Source organism: Allobosea sp. NPDC055594 (assembly GCF_053618995.1).
On sequence record NZ_JBSHIO010000004.1, the window covers coordinates 203,922 to 225,945 of the forward strand.

Consider the following 22,024-nt stretch of genomic DNA (forward strand, 5'->3'; position numbering starts at 1 on the left):
GGCGCAGCGGCGCTTCCACGCCTCAGAGATTGAAGACCCTGTGCGGCACGAACTCGCCCTGCTCGATCGCGCCGGTGGCGATCAGCACGCCGCCACAGGTGGTGTAGACCGCCTGCGCCTCGATCGGGGCGTCGCGCCCGCGCAGCAGGATGCTCTGACCGCGCTTCAACCTGAGCGCCGCATCGCGATGGATGACGATCTCCGGGATCAGCGACAGGGCGGTCGCGACCGGCCGCAAGGCGCTCGCCGCCGCTTCCGGCCCCTCGCGCAGGGTTTCGACGGAGACCGCATCCTCGACCGCGAACGGCCCAACGCGGGTGCGCCTGAGATGGGCGACATGGCCGAGGCAGCCGAGCGCCAGCCCGAGGTCGCGCGCAATGGCGCGGACATAGGTACCCTTGCCGCATTCGGCCTCGAAGGTCGTCGTCTCCGGCGAATGCGTGACGATGCGCAGCGCGGTGATCTCGACCGGCCGCGCCTCCAGCGTCACCTCCTCGCCGTCGCGGGCGAGGTCATAGGCACGCTCGCCGGCAATCTTGATCGCCGAGAATTTCGGCGGCACCTGCTGGATCGTGCCGGTGAAACGCGGCAGCAGCGCCGCGATCGCCGCCTCTTCGGGCCGCGCCTCGGAGGTCGCCACGACCTTGCCCTCGGTGTCGTCGGTATCGGTCTGCGAGCCCCAGGCGACGGTGAACTGATAGGCCTTGCGGCCGTCCATCACGAAGGGGACGGTCTTGGTCGCCTCGCCGAGCGCGATCGGCAAAAGGCCGGAGGCGAGCGGGTCGAGCGTGCCGGCATGGCCGGCCTTCTTGGCCGAGAAGGCGCGCTTGACCACGCTGACCGCATGGGTCGAGGTCATGCCGACCGGCTTGTCGAGCACGACCCAGCCATGGACGTCGCGGCGTTTCGGACGCGGCGCGAATTCCCTGCCGCCGGTTTCCTTGCCACCCGTTTCCTTGCCGGCCTCGGGGGCAGCGCCGTTCTCGTCACTCATCATCATGGGGCTTGTCTTGATCGGTCTCGTCGCGGCCGATCCGGAGCGGCTTGCGATCGGTGTCGCGGCGGACGGCATCGGAATCGAGCAGCGCATCGATCCGCGCCGCCTCGTCGAAGCTCTCATCCTGGCGGAAGCGGATATCGGGCGCGTATTTCAGGTTCACGCGATGGGCGACCTCGCCGCGGATATAGCGCTTATGGGCGTCGAGCGCCTTCAGCACGGGAGCGATGTCATCGCCACCGAGCGGCATGATGTAACAGGTCGCCAGCCGCAGATCGGGCGAGAGCCGAACCTCGGGCACGGTGATGACATGCTTGGCCAGCACATCGTCATGGATGTCGCCGCGCGCCAGCATCTCGGCGAGCGCGTGGCGGATCAGCTCGCCGACACGGAGTTGGCGCTGCGAGGGACCGGAGGTTTTTACAGGTTTTGCCATGGTTTCTCGTTCTCCGGGATCGGACCGGATCAAAAGTCATGGCCGGGCTTGACCCGGCCATCTCTTGAAAGACGGGCGCCAGGCGGCGCGCTTTCGTCACGAGATGGCCGGGTCAAGCCCGGCCATGACGCGGCGGCAAACGAACGCTCAGAGCGTCCGCTTGATCTCCTCGACGCGATAGCACTCGATCACGTCGCCCTGGCGCATGTCCTGATAGTTCTCGAAGGACATGCCGCATTCCTGGCCGGCCACCACTTCCTTGGCGTCGTCCTTGAAGCGCTTGAGCTGCGAGAGCTTGCCCTCGTGGACCACGACGCCGTCGCGGATCAGGCGGACATTGGCGCCACGCTCGATCGTGCCGTCGGTGACGCGGCAGCCGGCGATCTTGCCGACCTTCGAGACGTTGAAGATCTCGAGGATCTGGGCGTTGCCGAGCATGGTCTCGCGCAGGGTCGGCGCCAGCAGGCCCGACATCGCATCCTTAACGTCATCCATCAGGTTGTAGATGATGTTGTAGTAGCGGATCTCGACGCCTGCCCGCTCAGCCGCCTCGCGCGCTTCCTTATGGGCGCGCACGTTGAAGCCGACCACGACCGCACCCGAGGCCTGCGCCAGGGTGACGTCGGATTCGGTGATCGCGCCGACGCCGGAGGACAGCACGCGGGCGCGCACCTCGTCATTGCCGACCTTTTCGAGCGAACCGACGATGGCCTCCACCGAGCCCTGCACGTCGCCCTTGACGACGAGCGGGAACTCCTTGCGGCCGGCGCCTTCCTTGAGCTCGCGCATCATCTCGGCGAGCGAGCGGCCGGCACCCGAGCCGGCGCCGCGGACGGCGAGGCGATCGCGCTTCTGGCGCTCGCGATAATCGGTGATCTCGCGGGCGCGCGCCTCGGACTCGACCACCGCGACGCGGTCGCCGGCCTCGGGCGTGCCGTTGAAGCCGAGCACCTCGACCGGCAACGAAGGCGGAGCCTCCTTGATCTGGGCGCCGGTGTCGCCGATCAGCGCCCTGACACGGCCCCATTCGGAGCCGGCGACGATGATGTCGCCGGTGCGCAGCGTGCCGCGCTGGACCAGCACGGTCGCAACCGGGCCGCGGCCGCGGTCGAGCTTGGCTTCGATCACCGTGCCTTCGGCGGCACGATCCGGATTGGCCTTGAGGTCGAGCACCTCGGCCTGCAGCGCGATCGCGTCGAGCAGCGAGTCGAGCCCCTGGCCGGTCTTGGCCGACAGCTCGATCTCCAGCGTCTCGCCGCCGAGCGACTCGACCTGGATCTCGTATTGCAGCAGCTCGGAACGCACCCGATCCGGGTTGGCGTCGGGCTTGTCGATCTTGTTGATCGCCACGATCAGCGGCACCTTCGCCGCCTTGGCGTGATGGATGGCCTCGACCGTCTGCGGCATGACGCCGTCATCGGCGGCGACCACGAGCACGACCAGATCCGTCACCTTGGCGCCGCGGGCGCGCATCGCCGTGAAGGCGGCGTGACCGGGGGTGTCGATGAAGGTCACCTTGGCGCCCGAAGGCGTCGTCACCTGATAGGCGCCGATATGCTGGGTGATGCCGCCGGCCTCGCCGGTGACGACATGGGTCTTGCGGATCGCGTCGAGCAGCGAGGTCTTGCCGTGGTCGACATGGCCCATGATGGTGACCACCGGCGGGCGCGAAACCAGCGCCTCATCGGTGTCCGGCGTGTCGAACAGGCCTTCCTCGACGTCGGATTCAGCGACGCGCTTGACGGTGTGGCCCATTTCCTCGGCGACGAGCTGGGCGGTGTCGGCGTCGATCACATCGGTGATCTTGTGCATCGCGCCCTGCTTCATCAGCAGGCGGATGACGTCGACGCCCCGCTCGGTCATGCGGTTGGCGAGTTCCTGGATGGTGATCGTCTCGGGGATGATCACCTCGCGCATCACGCGCTCCTTGGCGACGTCCGAGGCGCGGTGGCCGGTCATGCGCTGCACGCGGCGACGGAAAGCCGCGACCGAACGCGTGCGCTCGTCATCCCCGCCAGTGGCGGTGGACAGCGTCAGGCGGCCACGCGGCTTCTCGCCGGCCTTCGGGGTCTTGGGAGCCGGAGCCGGAGCGCCACGCGGCGCGCCACCGGGGCTACCGCCCGGGCGACGGAAGGCGGGACGCGCCTCGCCCTCTTCGGGGCGGCTGCGCGGCGCACCGGCGGAGGCGGGCGCCTGGCGCGCGGGCCGGGCGACGAGCGGCTCTGCCGTCGCATTGGCGTCGGGACGCGGCGGACGCGGCGTATCGGGGCGGGGCGGGCGATAGTCGAGGCGCGGCGGACGGGCGCCGACATCGCGCATCGGGGTACGCGGCGTTCCGTAATCACGCTGGCCGGACGGCGCCGGGCGCGGCGCGGCGGCCTGCGGAGCGGCAGGTGCGGGCGCGGCCGGCGGCGAAACCGGGGCGGCGGCCTGCGGGGCGGGAGCGGCCGGGGCGGCCGGGCGCGGCGCGGCCACTTCCTCGCGCTGGCGCATGGCGCTGTCGGCGCGGCGCTTGCGCTCCTCCTCCTGGCGGCGACGCTCCTCCTCCTCGCGCTGACGCGCCTGGGCGGCCTCGCGTTCGGCGCGCTCGCGTTCCTCGCGGGCGGCACGCTGGCGGGCCTCCTCCTCGGCGCGGGCACGCGCCTGGGCCTCGCTGGCGCGGGCATCGGAAAGGGCGCGCAGACGCGCATCCTTCTCGTCATCGGACAAGGTGCGCAGGAGCATGCCCCCTGCCGGACGGGCCGGAGCAGGCTGCGGGCGCGGCGCGACAGGCGCGGCCGGCGGCTGCGGGGCGCGGGCGACCGGCGCCGGAGCGGCAGGCTCATGGCCGCCGACGCGGCGCTTCACTTCGACAACGACCTGCTTCGAACGCCCATGCGAGAAGCTCTGCCGAACCGTGCTCTGTTCGACAGGCCGCTTCAGCGACAACGTCTTGGGAGGCGTCACGCTCAAGGTCTTGTCGCCCGGGTTCTTCGTGTCAGTCATTCCGCTTTCGGTCCTGCCGGTTCGGTCTTCGTTTGATCTGCAGCGTCGGATTCCGCCGGGTCGATAATCGGCGTCCCGCCAGCATCGTCCGTCCGAAAGCGGACGAGCCGACGCCAGCGCGAGAGGAAGCCCTCGGTCGCCGGTCCCGGAACAAGGGCTGCATGTATCACATGCTCACGCCCTAACGCCAGTTCCAGTTCTGCCGCCGCGAAAATCGCGACGACCGGGATGTTGCGCGGCTTCAGCCCGGCCTCGGCGCGGATCGCGGCAGCCCGCCGCAGCGCCTGGCCGATCTTGCGCTTGCCGTCCTCGGCGCCATCGCTCGCGGCGATGATCGCCGCTGCCTGGCCCGAACCGGCGAGCGCCTCGACCTTGCCGAAGCCGCTCGAAACCAGGCCGGCCTTATTGGCCATGGCCAGCGCCTGGATCGCATCGCGCACCATCAGAGCGTCGACCTCGTCGGCCAGCGTCGCCGAAACCGCGACCTTCTGCTTCAACGAGCGCTCGAAGGCCTTGCGCTTCACCGCCTGGCCGACCGCAGCGGCGCTCAGCCCGACCCAAACGCCACGCCCCGGCAACTTACGCCGGAGATCGGGCACCAATATGTCGCCGGGGCCGACGACGAAACGGATCAGGTCCTCGGGAGCGCGCGCCTGGCGCGTCACCACGCAGGTCCGTTCCTGGGCCTTGTCCGCTCGGGCTTCGCGCTCGACCCGCGGCGCCATGGCGCGGTCTCCGGCTTTCGTCCTCAGGCTCTTGTCCTCAGGCCTGCGCCTCTTCTTCGGCGTCGGTTTCGGCAGCCGGCTCCGGCGCCTCGACCCAGCCCGCCTTGATGCGGGCGGCCATCACCATCGCCTCGGCGTCCTGACGCGACAGATCGAAACCGTCGAGATAGCCGGAATGGCGGGTGGTCTCGCCATCCTTGCGTTCGGTCCAGCCGACGAGGTCGTCAGTGGCGCAGCCGGCAAGGTCCTCGACGCTCTTCACGTCGTTCTCGCCGAGCGCGACCATCATCGCGGTGGTGACGCCCTCGACCTCGCGCAGCTCGTCCTCGACGCCGAGCGCCCGACGCTTCTCGTCGAACTCGGCCTCGATGGCGGCGAGATAGTCCTGGGCGCGCGTCTGGATCTCGGCGGCGGTATCCTCGTCGAAGCCCTCGATCGAGGAGAGCTCGGAGGGCTCGACATAGGCGACCTCCTCGACCGAGCGGAAGCCTTCCGAGGCGAGCAGCTGGCCGACGGTCTCGTCGACATTGAGCGCGTTCATGAAGATCTCCGTGCGCTGCACGAACTCCTTCTGGCGACGCTCGGATTCCTCGGCCTCGGTCAGGATGTCGATATCCCAGCCGGTGAGCTGCGAGGCGAGACGGACGTTCTGGCCACGGCGGCCGATGGCGAGCGAGAGCTGCTCGTCCGGCACCACGACCTCGATCTTGTCGGCTTCCTCGTCGAGCACGACCTTGGCGACTTCCGCCGGCTGCAGCGCGTTGACGACGAAGGTCGCGACATCGGGCGACCACGGAATGATGTCGATCTTCTCGCCCTGCAGCTCGCCGACCACGGCCTGCACGCGCGAGCCGCGCATGCCGACGCAGGCGCCAACCGGGTCGATCGAGGAATCGCGCGAGATCACGGCGATCTTGGCGCGCGAACCTGGGTCGCGGGCAACGGCTTTGACCTCGACAATCCCGTCATAGATCTCCGGAACTTCCTGGCCGAAGAGCTTGGCCATGAACTGCGGATGGGTGCGCGACAGGAAGATCTGCGGGCCGCGCGGCTCGCGGCGCACATCGTAGACATAGGCGCGGGCGCGGTCGCCGACCTTGAAGGTCTCGCGCGGGATCATCTCGTCGCGGCGGATGATCGCCTCGCCGCGGCCGAGATCGACGAAGACATTGCCGTATTCGACGCGCTTGACGGCGCCGTTGACGATCTCGCCGATGCGATCCTTGTACTCGTCATACTGACGATCGCGCTCGGCCTCGCGCACCTTCTGCACGATGACCTGCTTGGCCGACTGGGCGGCGATGCGGCCGAAATCGAAGGGCGGCAGCGGATCGGCGATAACGTCGCCGACCTGGGCGGCCGGGTTGTGGCGCTTGGCCTCGTCGACGGTGATCTCGGTCGCGCCGTTCTCGACAAGGTCGACGACCTGGAGATGGCGGGCCAGGCGCAACTCGCCGGACTTGGTGTTGATCTCGGCATGGACATCGGTCTCGGCGCCGTAGCGCGAGCGCGCCGCCTTGGCGATGGCGTCCTGCATCGCGTCGATCACGATCTGACGGTCGATCGACTTCTCGCGGGCGACGGCGTCTGCGATCTGCAGCAGTTCGAGCCTGTTGGCGCTGACAGCCATTGCACTCACTCCTCTTCTTCTCGGTTCTGCTCGGAAGACGGCTTCTTGCCCTTGGCCGGCTTGCGGGCCTTGGGGTCGCGCGGCCCCAGCGACTTGCCGCGCCCGGGCACGGGCATCGCGATCTCGTCGGCCGGAGGCATTTCCGGCGGCAGGCCGGATTTGCCGCGCCGGAGCGATTCGGTGACCAGCGCATCGGTCAGCACCAGCCGCGCCTCGTCGATCATCCGCATGGGGATCGCGACGTCGCGCTCCTCCTCGGATTTCGCATCGTCGCGGCTGAGCAGGACCTCGGCGCCGGCGACACCGCGCAGGATGCCGCGGAAGCGCTTGCGTCCGGCGACGGGCTCGACGGTCTCGATCTTGGCGAGATGGCCGGCCCAACGCTCGAAATCAGCCGGGCGGACCAGCGGCCTGTCGATGCCGGGCGACGAAACCTCGAGATGATACGCCGCCTGGATGGGGTCGTCGACATCGAGGGCCGGCGAAACCGCCTGGCTGACAGCTTCGCAGCCCTCGACGGTCATGGTACCGTCCGGCTTTTCGGCCATGATCTGCAAGGTGCAGCCATTCTGGGCGGTGATGCGGACACGCACCAGCCGATAGCCGATATCGGCGATCGCCGGTTCCACGATCGCGGCGACACGTGCCGCGACGCCGGTCTCGACGACGATCCGCTGTTCCTGATCCTGCATGTCCTGCTCGCCCATTGCCCGGCTCGCCATCACCTCGCCTGCGGCGCCGATGGCGGCCGCTGCGCCCGGACGGCTTCGGCCAACAAAAAAGAGCGGGCCGGTGGGCCCGCTCTTGATCGCCGGCTTACACCGAAACCAGAGCTGTTGGCGCCCTATCTAGTCCTGTTCGGCGCATCTTGCAAGTTGCATGGCGGCACGGCGCGGTTTGGATCGTTCCGCTAACCGGCTGGTCATTCTTGCCTGCTAGCCTTTCGCCCGTCCTGGTGAAGAGGTTGCGTTGATGAGTCCCGTCGGAGCGCTGCTGCGCGACCTCGAAACAACGATGGCGCGCGGCTCCAGCGAAGAGCGCGCCGCCATCCTGGCAAAGCTGACCGAACTGTTCCTGAGCACGGCCGCCGGCATGGCCGAGGACCAGATCAGCGTCTTCGACGTCGTCATCGGCCGTCTCGCGCGCGCAATCGAGCTGCGCGCCCGCATCGAATTGTCGGAGCGCCTTTCGGAGGTGCCGAACGCGCCGAGCGGCGTCGTGCGCCAGCTCGCCCTCGACGAGATCGCGGTCGCCCGGCCGGTGCTGGTCGCCTCGCCGCGCCTCAGCGACAACGACCTCGTCGCGATCTCGGCCGCCAAGGGCCGCGACCACATGCTCGCCATTACCGAGCGGCCTGATCTCGGCGAACCGGTGACCGATTTCCTGATCCTGCGCGGCGGCCGCGTCGTCACCCATGCGGTCGCGGCAAACCAGAGCGCGCGCTTCTCACGCCATGGCATGGGCGTGCTGGTGATGCGCGCCGCCCAGGACGACGCCCTGCAGGCGACGCTGGGCACCCGCGCCGACGTGCCGGCCGACCTCACCGATCAGCTCCTGACCGCGGCCAAGAACTCCGCCCGGCGGCGGCTCGAAGCCTCGCTGGAACCGGCCATGGCCGGCGTCGTCGCCGGCGCCGTCGAGCGCAGCGCCGAAACCGTGTCGTCGGAAAGCGAGATCGGCGACGATCTCGGCAAGTTCGGCACGGCGCTCGCCGACATCAAGGCCCTCAACGAGACCGGCAAGCTCGACGAAGCCATGGTCGCGCACTACGCCGCGTCCGGCGCCGCGGAGCATGCGATCTGCGGCGTCGCGGTGCTCGCCGGGCTCTCCCTGCCCGCGACCGAGCAGATCGTCTTCGGGCCGGATCGCGACGCCGTGCTCCTGGTGGCGCGCGGCATGGGCTGGTCCTGGGAGACCACCAAGACGCTGATCCAACTGCGCAAGGGCGACGGCAAGTCGGCGCCGGTCCTCGAGCGGGCGCAGATCAGCTTCCGCAACCTGACCCCGACGACGGCCCAGCGCGTGCTCGGCTTCCTCAGGATGCGCGACGGAACGCCGTGAGATAGCTGGGCACCCGCCCCTCCCTCACCGCCTTGGCCTCGTAGCGGGTGCGGATCCAGCCCGGATAGGGTCGGCGCCAGTCGTCGGCACTCTCGTCGGCCCAGTCGAAATCGGGCGAGGCGAGCAGCCGGGCCAGCGTCCAGCCGACATAGTCGTCGATATCGCTGGCGAAGCGGAAGCGGCCGCCCGGCCGCAAGGCGCGCGCCAGCAGGCCGAGCGTGCGCTCCGAGACGAAGCGACGCTTGCGCTGGCGCCGTTTCGGCCAGGGATCGGGATAGAGCAGATCGGCCGCGTCCAGGCTGCCGGCCGGCAGGCGCGGCAGCATCAGGGCGGCATCGCCATCCCAGAGCCTGACATTGCGCAGCCCCTCGCGCTCGATCACCGCGAGGAACTTCGCCATGCCGTTGATGAAGGGCTCGCAGCCGATGAAGCCGATCTGCGGGCTCTCGCGCATGCGGTGCAGCAGATGCTCGCCGCCGCCGAAACCGATCTCGAGGCGAACGGCCTCGACGGGAGCCGGAAACAGGCTGGCGAGGTCAGCGATCTCGCCCTCCGGCAGGCGCAGGCGCGGCAGCACGTCGGCGATCCGGCCGGCCTGGCCCTCGCGCAGGCCCTTGCCCTTGCGCCGGCCGAAAAAGGCCCGGTCTGGATCGTGCTGATCTGTCATCGCCGCCGTCCTGACGAAAGAAAATGGCCGGGGCACCCTGCCCCGGCCATGGTGATCGAGAATGCCGAAGCGCAGATCAGGCCAGCGCCTTCTTCAGCGCGTCGACGAGATCGGTCTTCTCCCAGGAGAAGCTGCCGTCGCGGCCCGGCTTGCGGCCGAAATGGCCGTAGGCGGCCGATTTGGCGTAGATCGGCTTGTTGAGGCCGAGATGGGTGCGGATGCCGCGCGGGGTCAGGTCCATGACCTCGCCGAGGACGGCTTCGAGCTTGGCCTCGTCGACCTTGCCGGTGCCGTGCAGGTCGACATAGATCGAGAGCGGCTTGGCGACGCCGATGGCATAGGAGAGCTGGATCGTGCAGCGCTCGGCGAGCTTGGCGGCTACGACGTTCTTGGCGAGATAGCGCGCGGCGTAAGCGGCCGAACGGTCGACCTTGGTCGGGTCCTTGCCCGAGAAGGCGCCGCCGCCATGCGGCGCAGCGCCGCCATAGGTGTCGACGATGATCTTGCGGCCGGTCAGGCCGGCATCGCCGTCAGGGCCGCCGATGACGAACTTGCCGGTCGGGTTGACGTGCCAGACGGTGTCCTTCGAGATCCAGCCATCGGGCAGGGTCTGACGGATATAGGGCTCGACGATCTTGCGGACATCGGCCGAGGAGAGCTTCTCGTCGAGATGCTGGGTCGAGAGCACGATCTGGGTGACGCCGACCGGCTTGCCGTTCTCGTACTTGACGGTGACCTGGCTCTTGGCGTCGGGGCCGAGCTTGGCGGCGGCACCTTCACCGGAATGGCGGGCCTTGGCCAGGACCTCGAGGATCTTGTGGGCGTAATAAATCGGCGCCGGCATCAGCTCCGGGGTCTCGCGGCAGGCATAGCCGAACATGATGCCCTGGTCGCCGGCACCCTCGTCCTTGTTGCCGGAGGCGTCGACGCCCTGGGCGATGTCGGCCGACTGGGCGTGCAGCAGCACGTCGATCTTGCACTTCTTCCAGTGGAAGCCGTCCTGCTCGTAGCCGATCGCGCGGATCGCCTTGCGCGCCGCCGACTTGACCTTGCTCTTCATCGCCTTCTCGTCGAGCGAGGTACGGACCTCGCCGGCGATCACGACACGATTGGTGGTGGCGAGCGTCTCGCAGGCGACGCGGACCTGGGCCGCGTCCATGCCGGCCTTGGCCGCTTCCTTGAAGAACAGATCGACGACCTCGTCGGAGATCCGGTCACAGACCTTGTCCGGATGGCCTTCGCCGACCGACTCGCTGGTGAAGAGATAGTTCTGGCGTGACACAGGCGGTATCCTCGTTGGCGGAATCGTCCAGGCAGCCGCAGGCGCGCCTGCAGGATTGCAAAAACGCGCAGCGTCTTTGCAGCGGAAACGTTCGCCGTCAAGGCCGGATAGTGATTTGAGAAATGATTCGTTCGACAAGGCGAACGAAGCGGGCCCGATTCAGGCGTTTTCCTCGCCTTCTTCGGCCAGGGCCTCGACGAGATCGACGATGCGCCGGCGAACCCGGCTGCTCTTGATCTTGATGAAGGCCTTGGTCAGCTGGACGCCCTCGCTGGTGGCGAGGAAGTCCGAGACATAGGTCGTCGCGGACATGTCCGCGAAGCCGCCTTCGGGCATGTCGCCGCTCGGCGCCCCCTCGAAGAAGAAGGACACCGGCACGTCGAGCATCTTGGCGATCTGCTGCAGGCGACTGGCGCTGATCCGGTTGGCGCCCTTCTCATATTTCTGCACCTGCTGGAAAGTCAGTCCGAGGGCCTCGCCGAGTTTCTCCTGGCTGACGCCGGCAAGCATGCGGCGCATGCGCACGCGGCTGCCGACATGGCGATCGATCGGATTGGGGACTTTCTTCAACATCGGTGCTGCCGGCCTCGCGTTCCGTCATTCCTCGTACCGCCCGGTGTGAGCGGCACGTAGCGACCACGACCGTACCTCATAGCAGGTGTCGATCGACGGGAAGGTTCCAAACGGGATCACTTGCGCCGTGGCCATAGCCCAAACAGCAGGGAGGTTACAATCAGGCATGCAAAAAAAACATCCCCGAAGCGCGAATAGGGTGTCGGCGGCCCGGCCCGCGGCAGACTCGCATCGAGCACGCCGGACTCGCCCAGCGCCAAGGCGGCTCGAACCCGGCCATGGCCGTCGAGCACGGCCGATATCCCGGTATTGGCGACGCGGACCAGCGGCAGCCCTTCCTCGATCGCCCGCAGCCGCGCCTGCGCCAGGTGCTGATAGGGACCACTGGTCCGGCCGAACCAACCGTCATTGGTCAGATTGAGGATATAGCCCGGCCTCGGCCCGCTCGGCATCGCGGCGCCCGGAAAGACGACCTCGTAGCAGATCAGGGCGGCAGCCGGCGGCAGCCCGCGCACCTGGAGTGGCGTGCGCCGCGTGCCGGCGGCGAAGCCGCCGGGCACCGAGACGAACTCGGACAGGCCGACGGCCCGGATCAGGCGCTCGAGAAAGGGCGGCAGATATTCGCCGAAGGGCACGAGGTGCACCTTGTCGTAGCTGCCCGCGATCACACCTTCGTCATCGACGATCTGGATCGAATTGTAGATCGGCGGCCGACTCTCGCCGGGCAGCACCTCGCCGGCGCGCGCCGCGCCAGTGATCAGGGTCGCACCGGGCGGCAGCAGGGCCGCTATCCGCGCCAGCGCCTGCGGCGTCCGCCCGAGCAGAAAGGGAAAAGCCGATTCCGGCCAGATCAGATGGGTGACGTCCTGCACGCCCAACGTCTTCGGTCCGGTCGCCCGATCACTCAGCGCGAGATAGCGCGCCAGGATCATCTCGCTGTTGCTCGGGCTGAACTTGGCGTCCTGCGGCAGGTTCGGCTGCATCAGGCGCAGCTTCACACCCGCAACCGCGGCCGTCGGCCCGGCAGGCACGCGCCAGGCGCCGAACGCGGCCATGGCGGCGAGCGCTACGACGGCGAGCCCGGTCGGCTGCCAGCGCGCCCTTGCGGTCTCGCCCGTTCCGAGCGCCGCCGGTGCGGCCCCGATCGCCACCGCGAGCAGCGTCAGCCCGTAGAGCCCGAACAGCGAGGCGCTCTGCGCCAACCATTCCGGCCCGGCCAGCATCATGCCGTACACGTTCCAGGGAAAGCCGGTGAGCACATGGCCGCGCAGCCACTCGCTCAGCGCCAGCATCGCCGCGAGCACAAGGATGCGCCCTGCTCCCGACGGCCAGAGCAGCCGGGCGAAGCCGAAGCCGAGCGCCGGGAAAAGCGCCAGGAAGGCCGGCAGCGCCACGACGCCGAGCGGCATCGCCCAGGCGAATTTGTCGGCTTCGACCAGAAAGGCGGCGCCGAGCCACCAGAGCCCGGCGAGATGGTAGCCGAAGCCCCACCACCAGCCGGCGAGCGCGGCGGCGCGGAAGCGGCCAGCCCGGCTGTCGGCAACCGCACCATCGATCAGCCAGACCGCCACGGTCATCGGCACGACGAGAAGCGGCCAGAGATCGAGCGGCGCCAGGGCCAGAGCGCCGCTCGCGCCTGCCGCGAGGGCGATCAGGCGCTTCGGCCAGCCCCAGGCGAGGATGACGCGATCGGCCAGAGCCGCCAGTGCCGTCATGGCGCGTCCGGTGCGGCGGCCTCGCCGGCCGCGACCTCGCTACGGCGATGGATGCGCAGGCGCTTGACGCGGCGGGGATCGGCGTCGAGCACCTCGAATTCGAGGCCTTCCGGCCCCTTGATCAGTTCGCCGCGTGCCGGCACGCGCCCGGCCAGGGTCACGATCAGCCCGCCGAGCGTATCGACCTCCTCGGCGACCTCTGCCCGCGAGAGATCGATGCCGGTGGCTTCGTTCAACTCCTCCAGCGTCGCGCGCGCATCGGCGATGAAGCGGTTCTCGCCGGCCGGCGCGATGGTCGGCGCTTCGTCATGATCGTGCTCGTCCTCGATGTCGCCGACGACGATCTCGATCAGGTCCTCGATCGAGACCAGCCCGTCGGTGCCGCCGTACTCGTCGATCACCAGCGCGATATGGGTCCGCGTCGCCTGCATCCGGACGAGGAGGTCGACTGCCGGCATCGAGGGTGGGACGTAGAGCACCGGGCGCAGGATGTTCGCCTGCGCCAGCGTCGCCGAGAGATCGACGGCACCGAGATCGGGAACCGCCTCGCCCTCGCCACCCCGGCCGGGCTTCGCGCACGCCGCGAGAAAGTCGAGGAAATCGCGGATATGGATCATGCCGCGCGGATCGTCGAGCGTCTCGCCATAGACCGGAAGGCGGGAATGACCGGCGCTGCGGAACAGGGCGAGCAGCCCCGCCAGCGTGGCATCGAGGGAAACCGCGATGATGTCGGCGCGCGGCACCATGACATCGTCGACCCGGCGCTCGCGCAAGCTGAGCACATTGGAGAGCATCGCCCGCTCCTGCGGGCTGATGTCGGCGATCCCGCCGCTTCCCTGCGCCAGGGCCTCGGTGATCTCCTCGCGGACGGAGCCGCCATGGCGCAGGCCGAGCCGATCGAGGAACTGGCCGAGCCAATGGGTCAGGCCGCGGCCGGCGGGCTCGGAGGTGGTGCTAGGTCGAGGGTCGTCGCTCATGGCGCGGGTGAAGACTGCTTCTTGGAGGCGGCCGCTCCGGGAGGCGGCCTGGTGGGTTCCGGATCGCTTCCGGCATAGGGGTCAGCGATGCCGAGCCGGGCGAGCGCCGCGGTCTCCATCGCCTCCATCCGCTGCGCCTCGGCCTCGGTCTCGTGGTCCTCGCCGAGCAGATGCAACAGGCCATGGATGACGAGATGGCTGAGATGATCGCCGAGACTCTTGCCCTCGGCCTGCGCCTCGCGCGTCAGCGTCTCGAGGGCGAGCACGATGTCGCCGAGCACCGGGCTCGCGGCGACACGCTCCGGCGGCACGGCCGGGAAGGAGAGGACATTGGTCGGCTTGTCGAAGCCGCGCCAGTCGCGATTGACGGCGCGGATGCGCTTGTCGTCGGTCAGGAGCAGGCTGAGCTCGGCGCCTGCGAGCGGCGTCAGGCGCGCTTCTGCGAGACCGGCGGCGAGCGCCGCCTCGATGCGCGGCCTTAGATCGCCGAGCTCACGCCAGCGCCGCGATTGCAGGCGCAGTTCGAGCGTCAGCCCACCGGCCGGCAACTCGGATCGCGGCGCGGCGCGCCGCGATCGAGGTCGATCGTTCATCGCGGTCTCTCCCGCGACAGCATGCGCTTCAACCCGTCGGCATCGCCCTCCACCGGGCCGGCATCGGCCGGCTGGAGATTGGCGAGCCGGGCCTCACGCTCGTCGCGTTCCTTCCTGGCGGCATCCTCATAGGCCATGACGATGCGGCGCACGAGTTCGTGGCGGACGACGTCGCCCTCCTCGAAGCGGGCATGACCGACGCCCTCGACGCCCGAGAGCAGCCTGACCGCCTCGACCAGACCGGAGCGCTGGCCCGGCGGCAGGTCGATCTGCGAGGGGTCGCCGGTAATGATCATGCGCGAGCCCTCGCCGAGGCGGGTCAGGAACATCTTCATCTGCACGGAGGTGGCGTTCTGGGCCTCGTCGAGCAGCACGACCGCATTGGTCAGGGTGCGGCCGCGCATGAAGGCGAGCGGCGCGATCTCGATCATGCCGGTCTGCAAAGCGCGTTCGACATGGCGCGCCTCCATGAAATCGTTGAGCGCGTCGTAGATCGGCCGCAGATAGGGGTCGACCTTCTCGCGCATGTCGCCCGGCAGGAAGCCGAGTCGCTCTCCGGCCTCGACCGCCGGCCGCGACAGCACCATGCGCTCGACGACGCCCTGCTCGATCAGCGAGACCGCATGGCCGACCGCTAGCCAGGTCTTGCCGGTGCCGGCCGGCCCCTCGGCGAGGACGAGCTCATGGCGCTTGAGCTGGCGCAGATAAGCGTCCTGCGCCGCATTGCGGGCGCGCACCGGGCCGCGCTTGCGGGTGACGATAGCGTCGAAGGCCGATTTTCCGGCATTGTCGGCCGGAAAGAGCGAGCGCTGCACATTGCTCTCCTCAATCGCGCCGTCGACCTCGCCGAGATTGACCGCGGCGCCGATCTTGGCGCGGGCATAGAGGGTGCGCAGCACGCGGCTGGCCTGCTCGGCGGTGTCCGGCGGCCCCTTGATGGTGATGTGGTTGCCATTGGGGCTGACGACGACGCCGAGCCGGCGCTCGAGATGTGCCAGGTTCTGGTCGTATTGCCCGAAGACCAGGCTGGCGAGCTGGTTGTCGTCGAAGGACAGCACCACTTCCGTGCCGGACAGGCCGGCGCGCGCCGGCACCTCCTCGCGGAGCGCCAGCGGGTCGCGGCGAAGGCCGCGTTCGGGTCTCGGGTTCATCGGATCGGCCTGGGCCAAAGGTGTCTTCTCCTGGAGCGGGGGTCGTGGGCAGGCAGAGGCACGCGACGAGACCCGACTCGACTTCTAGGCATACGCACTCAGGCAGCGAGCTCCCGTGAGACGGCCCGGCCGAACAGCGAGTTCGAGCCGGCCCGCTCGATCGTCACCATGACGCGCTCGCCGATGCGATGCGTCGCGGTTTCGATCTGGACCGCCTGGAGATAGGGGGTCTTGCCGGCAAGCTGGCCGGGATGGCGCCCCGCCCGCTCGAGCAGCACCTCGACGGTGCGTCCGACCATGGCGTGGTTGAACTCCTGGCGATGGCGCTCGACCAGGGCCTGCAGGCGCTGCAGGCGCTCGTCCATCACCGCCGGCTCGACCTGTGTCTCCAGTTCCGCGGCCGGGGTGCCGGGGCGCGGCGAATACTTGAAGGTATAGGCCGAGGCGAAGCGGATATCCTCGACGAGCTTCAGCGTCGCCTCGAAATCGGCATCGCTCTCGCCGGGGAAGCCGACGATGAAGTCCGAGGACAGGGCGATGTCCGGCCGGGCCGCGCGCACCTTCTCGATCAGCCGGCGATATTCGTCGGCGGTGTGCTTGCGGTTCATCGCGGCGAGGATGCGGTCGGAGCCGGCCTGCACCGGCAGATGCAGGAAGGGCATCACCTGCGGCAGGTCGCGATGGGCGGCGATCAGCTCATCGTCCATGTCGCGCGGATGGCTCGTGGTGTAGCGGATGCGGGCGATGCCGGGCACCTCGGCGAGGCGGCGCATCAGCCGCGCCAGCCCCCAGATTTGCCCGTCCTGCGCTTCGCCATGATAGGCGTTGACGTTCTGGCCGAGCAGGGTGACGTCCTGCACCCCGGCACCAGCCAGCCGCTCGACCTCCGTGACCACCTGCGCGACCGGGCGCGAGAACTCGGCGCCGCGCGTATAGGGCACGACGCAGAAGGCGCAGAACTTGTCGCAGCCTTCCTGCACGGTGACGAAGGCCGAGATGCCGCGCGCCAGGATCGCCGCAGGCTTGGGCGCCGGCAGATGGCCGAACTTGTCGTCCGGCGGCAGGTCGGTGTCGACGACGCGGCCGGCGCGCGCCTGGCGCAGCAATTCGGGCAGGCGATGATAGGCCTGCGGGCCGACGACAAGGTCGACCGCGGGCTGCCGACGCTGGATCTCGGCACCCTCGGCCTGGGCGACGCAGCCGGCGACGACCAGCGTGGTCTCGCGACCATCGGCCTTGCGGTCCTGCTTCAGCTCACGCAGCTTGCCGAGCTCGGTATAGACCTTGTGCGCCGCGCGCTCGCGGATATGGCAGGTGTTGAGCAGGATCAGATCGGCGTCGTCGGGCGTCGCGGTCTCCTCGTACCCCTCGCCGCCCAGGACATCCGCCATGCGCTGCCCGTCATAGACGTTCATCTGGCAGCCATAGGACTTGATGTGGACTTTCTTCATCAATGCCGATCCGACCTCAATCCCGTCTCCTTAACCCAGCCGGCCGCGATTTGGGAATCATACTGCCGCGGGAGGCGGGCACGCAATATCCGGGCCGCTCCCGACGAATCGCCTGGAGGCTTGCTCAAGCGCGTGACCGGCCGGTGACGGCCTCCTGCCGGGCCCGGCGGATGGCGATCTCGGCGAGCCGCGTCGCCTCCTTGCGCGAGAGCTTGCGGCCCATCCGGATCGGCTCGCCCCAGGCGAGCTCGACATCGACCGCCCCGGCCGCCAGGATCGACTTCAGATGCGGCGCGAGCTCGGTGTCGCCATGCCAGGCCAGGGCCGAGCGTATCGCCCGCCCGCCGGGCAGGCCATGATAGCCGAGATAGGTGATGCAGAGCGGGTAGATCGTCACCTCGCCCTCCGCCTCGCTCTCGCCGCGCACCGCCTCATGTGCAGCGCCGAGCAGCGAGGAACGCAAGGGCAGGACGCGGGTGCCGTCGCCGGTCGTGCCCTCGGCGAAGAGCACCACAGCCTGCCCGTCCGAAAGCCTCTGCCCCATCTCCACGGCGACGCCGGCGGTAGCACCGCGGCGCTTCCGGTCGATGAAGACGGTGCGCTGCAAGGTCGAGAGCCAGCCGATCACCGGCCAGGTCGCGACCTCGGCCTTGGCGACGAAGGAGAGCGGACGCGCGGCGCCGAGCACGGGGATGTCGAGCCATGAGACATGGTTGGCGACGATCAGCCCGCCCTCACCGGGGCCAGGAGGCGTGCCGCGAATCACCGCGCGGACGCCGAGCCCCCGACAGACCAGCCGATGGAACAGGCGCGTGAACAGGAAGCCATGGCCAGCCCCCAGCCGCATCGAGACCAGTTGCGGCGGGATCAGGACGAGCGTTCCGAGGCTGATCAGCGCCATGCGCAGCATCGCACCGGGACCCAGGCCGTTCATTCTCTGCACCAAGCTCCGCTCACAGGGTTCCGGCTATAATCGCCGCCCGGCCGCCCGTCCATGGCGTGCAATCGCGCAGGACAGCTCGGCCCAGGGCAGCTCAGCCAAGATCGAGCCGCATCACCAGCGCGGCCGCGCGGCTGCCGTCGGGCTTCGGGTAATAGCCCTCGCGCCGACCAACCTCGGCGAAGCCGAACTGGCGGTATAGGCCGACCGCGGCCGCATTGGTCTCCTCGACCTCGAGGAAGAGCCGGGCGACGCCCCGCGCCGCGAGCCTTGCGAGATGCCCCGCCAGCAGCGCCTGGGCGAGACCGCCACGCCGGCTTCCCTTGGCGACGACGATACTGAGGATCTCGGCCTCGTCGGCAGCGATCCGCGACATCACGAAGCCTGAGGGCTCGACGGCGCTACCGGAGAAGACGCCATCGGCGAGAACCGAGGGATCGGCCAGAAGCGCCGCGCATTCGCCGGGATCCCAGAGCCGGGCGAAGCCGCCCTGATGATGCAAGACGGCGACCTGTCGCGCCTGGGCCGTATCGAGCCGGCCCGTCCGGGCCGGGGCCGCACGGCGGTGGCGGAGGCGGTCGAGCCAGTCCATGCTCAGCGCCGCGGCAGGCGGGCACGATCCTGCGGCGTCGTCTCCGGCTCCTTGAGGTAGAGCGGGCGCGGCGGGGCGCTCTGCGGATCGGCGATCATGCCGAGCCGCGCGACCCAGATCACGTCGGGCGCCCTGGCGTCGTCGACGACGACGGCATCGAGCCCGATCGCCCAGGCCTCGTTGGCGACGGCGAGCGCCGCCGAGCCGACGAGCGAGACCGGGCCGGCGCCGATGGCGCGGGCTGCATCGCGATGGTTGACCTGGCGGATCGAAACCAGCTGCTTGCCCTGCGCGTTCAGCGCCTGGAACCAGACCTGGCCGTGCCTGGCATCGAGCGCGGCGGCGATCACCCGGCCGCCCTCGCGCCCGATCAGCGGAGCGGCGGTCGCCGCCAGGGTCGAGACACCGACTGCCGGAATGCCGGCAGCAAAGGCGATGGCGCGGGCCGCACTGATGCCGACCCGCAAGCCGGTATAACTGCCGGGACCGATGGTCACGGCGACGCGATCAAGCGAGGAAAAGCCTCCCTCGACCTTGCCCATCACACGCTCGATCATCGGCATGAGCGCTTCGGCGTGGCCGCGCTCCATCGCCACCTGCTCGATGGCGACGGGCTGGGTGGCACCGGCCTCGAGCACGCAGGCGGAGCAGGCGCCGAGCGCGGTGTCGATGGCGAGGATGCGCATTAGTTGCCTACCCGGCATGAAAAATGGCCGGTCGTCCCGGGCGACCGAAGGAAGACCCGGGACCCATGCCGGAACATCACCGATGAAGGCTCAGGCATGGATCCCGGCTCTGCGCTGCGCTCCGGCCGGGATGACCGCCGGAGAATATTGAAGGAACCGAGGCGGGGCGGCGCTCAGACCGCCTCGACCTCGCGAACCTGCGGCAGGAAGTGCCGCAGCAGGTTCTGGATGCCGTGCTTCAGCGTCGCGGTCGAGGAGGGACAGCCCGAGCAGGAGCCCTTCATCGCCAGATAGACCGTGCCGTCCTTGAAGCCGCGGAAGGTGATGTCGCCGCCATCGCCGGCCACGGCCGGGCGGATGCGGGTCTCGAGCAGCTCCTTGATCGTCTCGACGGTCTGCGCGTCCTCGTCGGCGAAGAACTCCTCCTCGCTCTCCTCCGGACCGGCATCCGCAGCGCCGTCCGCCATCAGCGGGGCGCCCGACATGTAGTGCTCCATGATCGCGCCGAGGATAGCGGGCTTGAGATGCGGCCATTCGCCCTCCGCCTTGGTCACGGTGATGAAGTCGGAGCCGAAGAACACCGCCGAGACGCCCTTGACGCCGAACAGGCGCGCGGCGAGCGGCGAGCGATCGGCCTGTGCCGGGTCGCGCAATTCGACCGGCCCTCCGGGCGAGACGCTGCGGCCGGGCAGGAATTTCAGGGTCGCGGGATTGGGCGTGGCTTCGGTCTGGATGAACATGGATCTTACCTCCGGCACCGACGGGTCAAGGCCGCCGTTCCTGTTCCCGATATAGGCCCATTACTGGAATCATTCCAGCCGCGCCGGCATGCCGGATCAGGCGAGTGCGTCGATTTCCTCGTCGGCGAGATGGCCGGGAACGATGGCCACCGGAATCGGGAAGGTCCCGGCGCTCTTGCCGGCGAGCGCGCTGACCAGCGGCCCCGGCCCGTTGCTGCCTGTGCCTGCAGCCAGCACCAGCAGCGAGATGTCCTCGTCGGCCTCGATCAGCTTGACCACCTCGTCGGCCTTGATGCCGGTACGCACCACCTTCTCGGGCTCGAGCCCGGCGAGCGAGCGCACCGTGGCGGCCGCAGCGGCGATCAGCGCCTCGGCTTCCGCCTCGGCCTCGGCCCGCATCACCTCGCCGACGCCGAGCCAGTTCTCCTCGGCCGGAGGCGTGACCACGCCGAGCAGCACGATGGTCGCACCGACGCGGGCGCAGCGCCTGGCCGCGAAGCGCACCGCCTTGGCGCATTCCGGGCTGTCGTCCACCACCGCCAGGAATTTCGGGCGATGGCCCGTCTCATAGGACCGCCGTCTCTTGACCATTGCCGCCGCCTGTCGCCGCTTCCCGAGCCTGATATCGTGGCAGGCGCCGCAAGGTCAGCGCAAGCCCCGGCCCGCGCTGACCGCGCGGACCGCACTTTGCCCGGCCGCCTATGGCCGGGCAGGATAATCGCTTGATCTCAAAGACTAAGACGCCTGGCGCCGGCGTACGAAGCCAACGATGTCCTTGACGTCGCGCATGATCGGCGCGGCGATCGCATCGGCACGGTCGGCGCCATCGCTGAGGATGGCGTCGACATGGCCGGGATCGGCGAGCAGCCGGCGCATCTCGGCGGCGATCGGGGCGAGCTTGGCCACGGAAAGATCGACCAGGGCGCCCTTGAAGCCCGAGAATTGGCCACCGCCGAACTGGCTGAGGACCTGCGCGCGGGTGGCGCCGGATAGGCCGGCATAGATGCCGACGAGGTTCTCGGCCTCGGGCCGGCCCTCGAGTCCCTTCTCCTCTGAAGGCAGGGCCTCGGGATCGGTCTTCGCCTTGCGGATCTTCTGGGCGATGGTGTCGGCATCGTCGGTCAGATTGATGCGCGAGAAATCCGAGGCGTCGGATTTCGACATCTTCTTGGTGCCGTCGCGCAGGCTCATCACCCGGGTCGCCGGACCCTGGATCATCGGCTCGGGCAGCGGGAAGAAGCCGAGATCGCCGGTCCCGGTGCCGAGCTTCTCGATCTGCTCGGCGAAGTCATTGTTGAACTTCTGGGCGATGTCGCGGGTCAGCTCGAGATGCTGCTTCTGGTCCTCGCCGACCGGGACATGGGTCGCCTTGTAGAGCAGGATGTCGGCGGCCATCAGCACGGGATAGTCGTAGAGCCCGACCGAGACGTTCTCGCGGTCCTTGCCGGCCTTCTCCTTGAACTGGGTCATGCGGTTGAGCCAGCCGAGGCGGGCGACCGTGTTGAAGACCCAGGCGAGCTCGGCATGGCCGGTGACCTGGCTCTGGTTGAAGATGATGCTGCGCTTAGGGTCGACACCGGCGGCGATATAGGCCGCGGCGACCTCGCGGGTGGCGCGGGTCAGCTCGACCGGGCCGCCCCAGACCTCCATGGACGGCGTGATCGCGTGCATGTCGACGACGCAATAGATGCAGTCATGCGTTTCCTGCATCGCCACCCAGTTCACGAGGGCGCCGAGATAATTGCCGAGATGGAGCGTCGAGGTCGGCTGCATGCCGGAGAAGACGCGGGGAAGAAAAGCAGCCATCGGGCGCTCCGTCGTCA

At 69.0% G+C, this 22,024-nt stretch carries 21 protein-coding genes; 1 reads left to right on the forward strand and 20 read right to left on the reverse strand.

The window, feature by feature from the left end; all coding sequences use genetic code 11:
- Positions 1-22: 22 nt before the first annotated feature.
- The 6 genes from truB to rimP all read right to left on the reverse strand — a co-directional run bounded on the left by truB (position 23) and on the right by rimP (position 7,495).
- The gene (truB, locus tag ACWGRX_RS10495; protein ID WP_452117504.1) at positions 23-1,000 is read right to left on the reverse strand and encodes a tRNA pseudouridine(55) synthase TruB; all 978 of its coding nucleotides are present in this window, start codon (positions 998-1,000) and stop codon (positions 23-25) included.
- Positions 987-1,433 carry a 30S ribosome-binding factor RbfA gene (gene rbfA, locus ACWGRX_RS10500; RefSeq protein ID WP_291638033.1) on the reverse strand — a complete coding sequence of 149 codons (447 nt, stop codon included), beginning with the start codon at positions 1,431-1,433 and terminating at the stop codon, positions 987-989. Before rbfA ends, truB begins: the two co-directional genes overlap by 14 nt.
- Positions 1,434-1,580: 147 nt before the next feature.
- Positions 1,581-4,418 (reverse strand): translation initiation factor IF-2, encoded by a 2,838-nt coding sequence (gene infB / locus ACWGRX_RS10505; protein WP_291642243.1) that lies wholly within the window; start codon positions 4,416-4,418, stop codon positions 1,581-1,583.
- Positions 4,415-5,143 carry an RNA-binding protein gene (locus ACWGRX_RS10510; protein ID WP_291642241.1) on the reverse strand — a complete coding sequence of 243 codons (729 nt, stop codon included), beginning with the start codon at positions 5,141-5,143 and terminating at the stop codon, positions 4,415-4,417. The genes infB and ACWGRX_RS10510 overlap by 4 nt, the downstream gene beginning before the upstream one ends.
- Positions 5,144-5,180: 37 nt before the next feature.
- Complete coding sequence (gene nusA, locus ACWGRX_RS10515) at positions 5,181-6,773, reverse strand: transcription termination factor NusA (protein WP_291642239.1); 1,593 nt, start codon at positions 6,771-6,773, stop codon at positions 5,181-5,183.
- A gap of 5 nt (positions 6,774-6,778) precedes the next feature.
- Positions 6,779-7,495: a ribosome maturation factor RimP gene (gene rimP, locus ACWGRX_RS10520; protein WP_291642237.1), complete on the reverse strand. Its 717-nt coding sequence runs from the start codon at positions 7,493-7,495 to the stop codon at positions 6,779-6,781.
- Between the two features lie 250 nt (positions 7,496-7,745).
- Here rimP and ACWGRX_RS10525 point away from each other — a divergent pair, with 250 nt between their 5' ends.
- Positions 7,746-8,834, forward strand: coding sequence for a DUF2336 domain-containing protein (locus ACWGRX_RS10525; RefSeq protein ID WP_452117505.1), 1,089 nt, complete (start codon positions 7,746-7,748; stop codon positions 8,832-8,834).
- Here the strand turns inward: ACWGRX_RS10525 and trmB are convergent.
- The 14 genes from trmB to trpS all read right to left on the reverse strand — a co-directional run bounded on the left by trmB (position 8,809) and on the right by trpS (position 22,007).
- The gene (trmB, locus tag ACWGRX_RS10530; protein WP_452117506.1) at positions 8,809-9,501 is read right to left on the reverse strand and encodes a tRNA (guanine(46)-N(7))-methyltransferase TrmB; all 693 of its coding nucleotides are present in this window, start codon (positions 9,499-9,501) and stop codon (positions 8,809-8,811) included. The two genes, ACWGRX_RS10525 and trmB, sit on opposite strands and share 26 nt — an antisense overlap.
- 76 nt (positions 9,502-9,577) lie before the next feature.
- The gene (gene metK, locus ACWGRX_RS10535; protein ID WP_452117507.1) at positions 9,578-10,783 is read right to left on the reverse strand and encodes a methionine adenosyltransferase; all 1,206 of its coding nucleotides are present in this window, start codon (positions 10,781-10,783) and stop codon (positions 9,578-9,580) included.
- A gap of 159 nt (positions 10,784-10,942) precedes the next feature.
- A complete protein-coding gene (locus tag ACWGRX_RS10540; protein ID WP_291646235.1) occupies positions 10,943-11,353 on the reverse strand; it encodes a helix-turn-helix domain-containing protein in 411 nt (136 codons plus the stop codon).
- 119 nt (positions 11,354-11,472) lie between these two features.
- Positions 11,473-13,071 (reverse strand): apolipoprotein N-acyltransferase, encoded by a 1,599-nt coding sequence (gene lnt, locus ACWGRX_RS10545; RefSeq protein WP_452117508.1) that lies wholly within the window; start codon positions 13,069-13,071, stop codon positions 11,473-11,475.
- Positions 13,068-14,048, reverse strand: a complete 981-nt coding sequence (locus tag ACWGRX_RS10550; protein WP_452117509.1) for a hemolysin family protein — start codon at positions 14,046-14,048, stop codon at positions 13,068-13,070. The genes lnt and ACWGRX_RS10550 overlap by 4 nt, the downstream gene beginning before the upstream one ends.
- A complete protein-coding gene (gene ybeY, locus ACWGRX_RS10555) occupies positions 14,045-14,641 on the reverse strand; it encodes an rRNA maturation RNase YbeY (RefSeq protein ID WP_452117510.1) in 597 nt (198 codons plus the stop codon). The genes ACWGRX_RS10550 and ybeY overlap by 4 nt, the downstream gene beginning before the upstream one ends.
- A complete protein-coding gene (locus ACWGRX_RS10560; protein WP_291642224.1) occupies positions 14,638-15,792 on the reverse strand; it encodes a PhoH family protein in 1,155 nt (384 codons plus the stop codon). Before ACWGRX_RS10560 ends, ybeY begins: the two co-directional genes overlap by 4 nt.
- Before the next feature lie 98 nt (positions 15,793-15,890).
- Complete coding sequence (miaB, locus tag ACWGRX_RS10565; RefSeq protein ID WP_452117511.1) at positions 15,891-17,243, reverse strand: tRNA (N6-isopentenyl adenosine(37)-C2)-methylthiotransferase MiaB; 1,353 nt, start codon at positions 17,241-17,243, stop codon at positions 15,891-15,893.
- Between the two features lie 124 nt (positions 17,244-17,367).
- Complete coding sequence (locus ACWGRX_RS10570) at positions 17,368-18,177, reverse strand: lysophospholipid acyltransferase family protein (protein ID WP_452117512.1); 810 nt, start codon at positions 18,175-18,177, stop codon at positions 17,368-17,370.
- Positions 18,178-18,277: 100 nt separating this feature from the next.
- The gene (locus ACWGRX_RS10575) at positions 18,278-18,775 is read right to left on the reverse strand and encodes a GNAT family N-acetyltransferase (protein WP_452117513.1); all 498 of its coding nucleotides are present in this window, start codon (positions 18,773-18,775) and stop codon (positions 18,278-18,280) included.
- 2 nt (positions 18,776-18,777) lie between these two features.
- The gene (gene tsaB / locus ACWGRX_RS10580) at positions 18,778-19,479 is read right to left on the reverse strand and encodes a tRNA (adenosine(37)-N6)-threonylcarbamoyltransferase complex dimerization subunit type 1 TsaB (RefSeq protein ID WP_291641084.1); all 702 of its coding nucleotides are present in this window, start codon (positions 19,477-19,479) and stop codon (positions 18,778-18,780) included.
- A gap of 155 nt (positions 19,480-19,634) precedes the next feature.
- Positions 19,635-20,201, reverse strand: a complete 567-nt coding sequence (locus ACWGRX_RS10585) for a NifU family protein (RefSeq protein ID WP_291641082.1) — start codon at positions 20,199-20,201, stop codon at positions 19,635-19,637.
- A gap of 96 nt (positions 20,202-20,297) precedes the next feature.
- Entirely contained in the window at positions 20,298-20,792 is a 495-nt protein-coding gene (locus ACWGRX_RS10590; RefSeq protein WP_291641080.1) for a universal stress protein, read from the reverse strand.
- Between the two features lie 144 nt (positions 20,793-20,936).
- Positions 20,937-22,007, reverse strand: coding sequence for a tryptophan--tRNA ligase (gene trpS / locus ACWGRX_RS10595; RefSeq protein ID WP_452117514.1), 1,071 nt, complete (start codon positions 22,005-22,007; stop codon positions 20,937-20,939).
- Positions 22,008-22,024: the final 17 nt, after the last annotated feature.

Excerpts from the sequence above, each read along its gene's own strand:
- nusA (WP_291642239.1), bottom strand. The coding sequence starts at position 6,773 with ATGGCTGTCAGCGCCAACAGGCTCGAACTGCTGCAGATCGCAGACGCC.
- ACWGRX_RS10510 (WP_291642241.1), bottom strand. The coding sequence starts at position 5,143 with ATGGCGCCGCGGGTCGAGCGCGAAGCCCGAGCGGACAAGGCCCAGGAA.
- miaB (WP_452117511.1), bottom strand. The coding sequence starts at position 17,243 with ATGAAGAAAGTCCACATCAAGTCCTATGGCTGCCAGATGAACGTCTAT.
- infB (WP_291642243.1), bottom strand. The coding sequence starts at position 4,418 with ATGACTGACACGAAGAACCCGGGCGACAAGACCTTGAGCGTGACGCCT.
- ACWGRX_RS10525 (WP_452117505.1), top strand. The coding sequence starts at position 7,746 with ATGAGTCCCGTCGGAGCGCTGCTGCGCGACCTCGAAACAACGATGGCG.
- ACWGRX_RS10560 (WP_291642224.1), bottom strand. The coding sequence starts at position 15,792 with ATGAACCCGAGACCCGAACGCGGCCTTCGCCGCGACCCGCTGGCGCTC.
- tsaB (WP_291641084.1), bottom strand. The coding sequence starts at position 19,479 with ATGCCGGGTAGGCAACTAATGCGCATCCTCGCCATCGACACCGCGCTC.
- ACWGRX_RS10585 (WP_291641082.1), bottom strand. The coding sequence starts at position 20,201 with ATGTTCATCCAGACCGAAGCCACGCCCAATCCCGCGACCCTGAAATTC.
- trpS (WP_452117514.1), bottom strand. The coding sequence starts at position 22,007 with ATGGCTGCTTTTCTTCCCCGCGTCTTCTCCGGCATGCAGCCGACCTCG.
- lnt (WP_452117508.1), bottom strand. The coding sequence starts at position 13,071 with ATGACGGCACTGGCGGCTCTGGCCGATCGCGTCATCCTCGCCTGGGGC.
- ACWGRX_RS10550 (WP_452117509.1), bottom strand. The coding sequence starts at position 14,048 with ATGAGCGACGACCCTCGACCTAGCACCACCTCCGAGCCCGCCGGCCGC.
- ybeY (WP_452117510.1), bottom strand. The coding sequence starts at position 14,641 with ATGAACGATCGACCTCGATCGCGGCGCGCCGCGCCGCGATCCGAGTTG.
- rbfA (WP_291638033.1), bottom strand. The coding sequence starts at position 1,433 with ATGGCAAAACCTGTAAAAACCTCCGGTCCCTCGCAGCGCCAACTCCGT.
- truB (WP_452117504.1), bottom strand. The coding sequence starts at position 1,000 with ATGATGATGAGTGACGAGAACGGCGCTGCCCCCGAGGCCGGCAAGGAA.
- ACWGRX_RS10570 (WP_452117512.1), bottom strand. The coding sequence starts at position 18,177 with ATGAACGGCCTGGGTCCCGGTGCGATGCTGCGCATGGCGCTGATCAGC.
- rimP (WP_291642237.1), bottom strand. The coding sequence starts at position 7,495 with ATGGCGAGCCGGGCAATGGGCGAGCAGGACATGCAGGATCAGGAACAG.
- ACWGRX_RS10575 (WP_452117513.1), bottom strand. The coding sequence starts at position 18,775 with ATGGACTGGCTCGACCGCCTCCGCCACCGCCGTGCGGCCCCGGCCCGG.
- ACWGRX_RS10590 (WP_291641080.1), bottom strand. The coding sequence starts at position 20,792 with ATGGTCAAGAGACGGCGGTCCTATGAGACGGGCCATCGCCCGAAATTC.
- trmB (WP_452117506.1), bottom strand. The coding sequence starts at position 9,501 with ATGACAGATCAGCACGATCCAGACCGGGCCTTTTTCGGCCGGCGCAAG.